This is a genomic window from Flavobacterium sp. (assembly GCF_044377315.1).
In the GTDB taxonomy this organism is placed as follows: Bacteria; Bacteroidota; Bacteroidia; order Flavobacteriales; family Flavobacteriaceae; genus Flavobacterium.
In genome coordinates this window covers 1-6,673 of the sequence record NZ_JBILJG010000055.1, presented here as the reverse complement: position 1 = coordinate 6,673, position 6,673 = coordinate 1, and the positions used below count along the sequence as shown (strand labels likewise).

Below are 6,673 nucleotides of genomic sequence, written 5' to 3'. Positions count from 1 at the left end.
GTTCTACCTATTTAACTGGAACAGGTATCCGCTCGGTAACGTTTACGGCTACAAGTACTTCAACCAATTTAACTATTGGATATGATAGCAGAGTTACTTTAGGAACCAACCAATTTTGGTACGAAGCAGGAGTTACAGAAAATGGCGTTGGGTACTTTAATTGCCAACCTTTAGACACCGACAATGACGGTATTCCAAACCACTTAGATTTGGATTCAGATAATGACGGTTGTTCGGATGCGAAAGAAGCAGGTAGCTCAACTAATGCAACAAGTACTTCAGTATATCCAACTGGAACAGATACGAACACGAATGGTTTATTAAATAACTATGAAAGCAGCACCACTGCAGGAACGGTTAATTATACATCAACTTATACAAATTATGCGTTAACGAATACAATCAATGCTTGTACCGATACGGATAATGACGGTGTGGCTGATTTAGTTGACTTAGACGATGACAACGATGGAATTTTAGACTCGGTTGAATGCCCATTAACACAATTAAACACGAATGAAAGCAACGGTACGTTTGGTACTGCAGCTGCGCCACGTAACTTAGCCAATACTGCAGTTACAGGAGGTTATATCTATTCTGGTTCTAATAGTGGTGCATCCCAATATGCGATTATCAATCAAACTACCGCCTTTTTTACAGCAGGACCAGGGTTTTGGGGTTATCCAGGACATACTACGGGAACGGCAACAGATGCCTATTTAGCTGTGAATGGAAACACAACTATGGGTAATTTCTACAGCGAAAGTGTAACCCTTCAAGCGGGTGCAAAATACAGAATTTCGTTCTGGCATCAAGCTGCTTCTGTCGCAAACGATTATCAATTGGCAGCTGAGGTGCTTTCAAGTAGCAATGCAGTTTTAGCAACTGCAAATACAGGCGCTCAAAACTCATTGGGATGGAAATTAACAACTGTAGATTATACTTCACCAAGTAATCAAACGATTACCTTTATCATTAAAAACATTTCAACGAATGCAAGTGGTAATGATTTTTCAATCGATGACATATCCTTCACTGCAATTGGTTGTCCAGATGCAGATGGCGACGGAATTCCAAATCAATTAGATTTAGATTCAGATAACGACGGATGTAGCGATGCGAATGAGTTTTACGGTAATACATCAGCTCAAGGAACGGATGGTAATAGTTATTATGGAACAGGAAATCCACCAGCTGTTAATGCAGACGGAACAGTAACTGCTGCAAATTACACCGGAACCTATACTGCGGCAACCACCGCAGGTTCGGCAAGTGTGATTACCGCACAACCAACAGATCAATCGGTTGCCGCTGGCGCTAATGCTACATTTGCAGCCACAGTAACTGCAGGTTCAGGTACAACTAATTACCAATGGCAAGTGAGCACCAACGGTGGTTCAACATGGACCAACGTTACCAACGCAGGTATTTACAGTGGGGCAACAACAGCTACGCTTACCGTTACAGGTGTAACAAGTACGATGAACGAGTACCGTTACAGGTTACAAATTTCACAATCAAATTTTGCTTGTGGCAATTTAACAACAAACGCAGCGCGATTAATTTTAGCAAATAATGTTACCATTATCAATGATAATGTAAGTACGCCAGAAGATACACCTGCAACAGGAAACGTCTTAACAAACGATACAGGTTCTGGCTCAACAGCGGCGGCATTAACAGTTACAGAATTTACAGTTGCTGGTTTATCAGGAACATTTACAGCAGGAACAACCGCAACGATTCCAGGAGTTGGAACAATTGTTGTCAATGCAAATGGTTCGTTTACGTTTACACCAGTTGCCAATTACAACGGTACGGTTCCAGCAATTACGTATACTGCGACAGACACAAATGGTGGTTCAGGAACAGGAACATTAAACATAACAGTTACGCCGGTAAATGATGTACCAGTAGCAACAGATGATGTCGTTTCAGGAAATGAAGACACGCCAATTTCAGGAAATGTCTTAACAAACGATACCGATGCAGATGGAAACACCTTATCTGTTGCTGAGTTTACTGTGAATGGAGTTACGTATCCAGCAGGAACAACCGCTTCTATTCCAGGAGTAGGAACTATTGTAGTCAATGCAGATGGAAGTTTCACATTCACTCCAGCGTTGGATTACGTAGGAGATGTTCCAGATATTATCTACACAGTTGTAGATGGTAACGGAGGAAGTGACACGGGATTATTAGACATTACAGTTGATGAAGTAAATGATGCGCCATTGGCTGCGAATGATATTATTGTAACGCCGGAAGATGTGCCTGTAACAGGAAATGTGTTATCGAATGATACTGATTTAGAAGGTGCAGCATTAACAGTTACGCAATTTACAATTGCAGGTATTTCGGGAACGTTTACAGCAGGTCAAACAGCAACGATTCCAGGAGTTGGAACGGTTGTAGTGAATGCAGATGGAACGTTTACATTTACACCAGTATTAGATTACACAGGAACAGTTCCGTTAATTACATACACAGTAAGTGATGGCAACTCAACAGATACTGCTTATTTAAGCTTGTATGTTGATCCAGTGAATGATTTACCAGTAGCCAACAACGATACAAATACGGTCAATGAAGATAATCCTGCTACAGGAAATGTCTTGACAAACGATACAGATACAGATACCCCATTAGCGAATTTAGTGGTGACACAGATTTCATTTACAATAGGCGGAACAACGTATACGTATCCATCCGGAACAACGGTTTCTATTCCTAATGTAGGAGTATTGATTGTGAATACAGACGGAACATACACGTTTACACCAAATGCCAATTGGAACGGCACGGTACCAGTAATTACATATACTGTAAGTGATGGAGAAGGTGGTGTTGACACAGGTACGTTAGCAATAACAGTTACGGCGGTCAACGACTCACCAGTTGCCGTAAATGATGACAATCAAGTAACGCCAGAAGACACACCAATTACAGGAAATGTGTTGGCAAATGATAGCGATCCAGAAGGAAACCCAATAACGGTTTCACAGTTTACCATTGCGGGAGTAACAGGAGTATTCACAGCAGGTCAAACAGCTACAATCCCTGGAGTTGGAACAATCGTAATTAACTCAGATGGTTCATATACCTTTACACCAGCAGCGAATTACAGTGGCGCAGTGCCAGCAATTTCATACACAGCAGCAGATAGTTATGGAGGATCTGATAATGCAAATCTTAACATAACCGTTTCTCCAATAAATGATGCACCTGTTGCTACAGATGATGTAATTTCAGCAACTGAAGATACTCCATTTACTGGAAATGTATTAACAAATGATACAGATCCAGACGGAAATACGTTAACAGTTTCACAATTTGAAATTAATGGAGTAACCTATCCAGTAGGAACAACCGCTTCTATACCAGGTGTAGGAACAGTAATTGTAAATGCAGATGGAAGTTTTACCTTCACACCAGTAGCTAACTACAACGGAACAGTACCAACGATTAACTATACGGTTACAGATGGTCAAGGAGGCTCAGATATTGGCGCAATTAACATAACGGTGGCTTCAGTAAATGACACGCCTATAGTAATTGATGAATCTTTAACTACAAACGAAGATACACCACTAACAGGAAATGTACTTTCAAATGATAGTGATCCAGACGCAGATGCCTTAACGGTAACTCAGTTTACAGTAGGAGGACAAACGTATACAGCAGGTCAAGAGGCAACGATTCCAGGAGTTGGAACAATTGTAGTGAACGCAGATGGATCGTTTACCTTTACCCCAGCTGAAAATTACAACGGAAGCGTTCCAGTAATTACCTACACAGTAAGTGATGGCAATGGCGGAACAGAAACAGGTGATTTAGCCATTACGGTGGCAGCTGTCAATGACGCTCCTACTGCAATAGATGACACACAAACCATCTTAGAAGATACAGTAGCAACAGGAAATGTATTAGATAATGATACAGATCCAGACGGTAACACCTTAACGGTAACACAATTTACAATTAATGGCGTTACCTATGCGCCAGGTGCAATTGTAAACATTCCGAATGTTGGGACAATGATTGTAAATGCAGATGGAACGTATTCATTTACACCAGTTGCTAACTACAATGGAACAGTTCCAGTTGTTACCTACACCACATCAGATGGTCAAGGTGGTTCGGATACAGGTACATTGACAATTGCAATTACTCCAGTAAATGATGCGCCAGTTGTTGTGAGTGAAACACTTACAACACTTGAAGACACGCCATTAACAGGAAATGTCTTAACAAATGATACTGATTTAGAAGGTAATACCTTAACGGTAACACAATTTACAGTAGGAGGACAAACGTATACAGCAGGTCAAACAGCTACAATTCCAGGAGTTGGAACAATTGTAGTGAATACCGATGGAACGTTTACCTTCACGCCAGTAGCAAATTACAATGGTGTTGTTCCAGTCATTGGATACACTGTATCTGATGGAACAAATGCGGTAGATGGTTCATTAAGTATTGTAGTTACTGCAGTAAACGATGCGCCAGTTGCAACAGATGAGACAGCTTCAACACCACAAAATGTACCAGCAACAGGAAGTGTATTAACAAACGACACCGATGTTGATGGAAATACCTTAACGGTAACGCAATTTACGATTGCAGGAGTAACGGGAACATTTACAGCAGGAGATACCGCAACGATTCCAGGAGTTGGAACATTAGTTGTCAATGTAGATGGCACGTACACGTTCACACCTGAAACGAATTATTACGGACCAGTTCCAGTAACAACCTACACAGTAAGTGATGGAAATGGTGGAACAGATACAGGAACGTTATCGTTATCAGTAACACCAGTTGATACAGATGGAGATGGAGTAATGGACTTCCAAGAAGCATTAGATAATACAGATCCAAACGACCCATGTGCTTTTGAAATAGACAATCAAGAGCTTACGCCAAGTACAGCATGGTCAGCATTAGATTGTGATGGCGACGGAACGCCAAATGGCACAGATACAGCGCCTTTAGACCCATGTATTCATGCAGCAAATGCAATACCTAATCCTGCAAATGCGATTTGGGCGGCAGCTGATTGTGATAACGATGGTGAAACAAATGGTACAGAAGATGCCAATAATACAGATCCAAACAATCCATGTTCATACACAACTGCACCGTTAGCGACAAGTCCAGCTTACACAGCATGGTCAGCATTAGATTGTGATGGTGATGGTACACCAAACGGAACAGATACAGCGCCATTAGACCCATGTGTTCATGCAGCAAATGCAACACCAAATCCTGCAAACGCACTTTGGCAAGCAGCAGATTGTGATGGAGACGGAACTCCTAATGGAACAGATGCTGAACCAAACAACCCTTGTGTGGGAGGTTCAGGGACACCTGTTACAACAAATGCAATTTGGGCAGCAGCCGATTGTGATGGTGATGGTGAAACAAATGGTACAGAAGATGCCAATAATACAGATCCAAATAATCCATGTTCATACACAACAGCACCAAGTGCAGCAAACACGATTTGGAATGCATTGGATTGTGATAACGATGGTGTAACAAATGGAGAAGAGATTTTAGATGGAACAAATCCATTAAACCCTGATTCAGATGGTGATGGAAATCCTGATAGTACGGATCCACACCCAACAACACCAACAGCAGCAAATGATACGGCAAACGCATCACCAGGAAGTGCAACTACAATCAATATCTTAGGAAACGATGATTTCTTACCGAATGATAACAATGTAATTACACAAACAGGTGGAACAGCAACAGGAACAGTAAGTTTTGATCCTGTAACAGGAACAATGACTTATACACCTGCAGCGGGTGAAATAGGAACAACAGTAACAGTTGTTTACCAAGTTTGTCAAGGAAGTGTTTGTGCAACAGCAACAGTAACAATTACAGTAGCACCAGCAGATACAGATGGTGACGGAGTGAGTGATGTTGATGAAACAGCTGTTGGAACAGATCCAACAGATCCATGTGATTACGATCCAGCAAACCAAGTGCTTGCAGATGTAAGTGCTTCATGGTTGGCAGCAGATTGCGATGGCGATGGCACACCAAACGGAACAGATACAAGTCCATTAGACCCATGTATTTATGTAATTGGTTCTACACCTGATATTACAAATCCAGTATGGCAAGCAGCTGATTGTGATGGCGATGGATTAACAAATAACACAGAAGGTTTAGACGATACAGATGGCGATGGTATTCCTGATTTTGAAGAGGTTGATTCTGATGGAGATGGTATTCCAGATGCAGTTGAAGCTGGGCCAAATCCAAATAATCCTATTGATACAGATGGTGACGGTACACCAGATTACTTGGATGTAGATTCAGATGGCGACGGTATCCCAGATTCAGTTGAAGATAGCGGTTGTACTGGAACAGCTCCTTGTACTCCAACAGATACAGATGGTGACGGAACACCAGATTACTTGGATGTAGATTCAGATGGCGACGGTATCCCAGATTCAGTTGAAGATAGCGGTTGTTCAGGAACAGCTCCTTGTACTCCAACAGATACAGATGGTGACGGTACACCAGATTACTTGGATGTAGATTCAGATGGCGACGGTATCCCAGATTCAGTTGAAGATAGCGGTTGTACAGGAACAGCTCCTTGTACTCCAACAGATACAGATGGTGATGGTACACCAGATTACTTGGATGT

General features: G+C 41.8%; 1 protein-coding gene. It reads left to right on the top strand.

The features are described from left to right. Window positions 1-6,673, top strand: a 6,673-nt coding sequence (locus ACIQ66_RS11390) for a tandem-95 repeat protein (RefSeq protein WP_396212916.1), incomplete at both ends; no start/stop codon positions are given.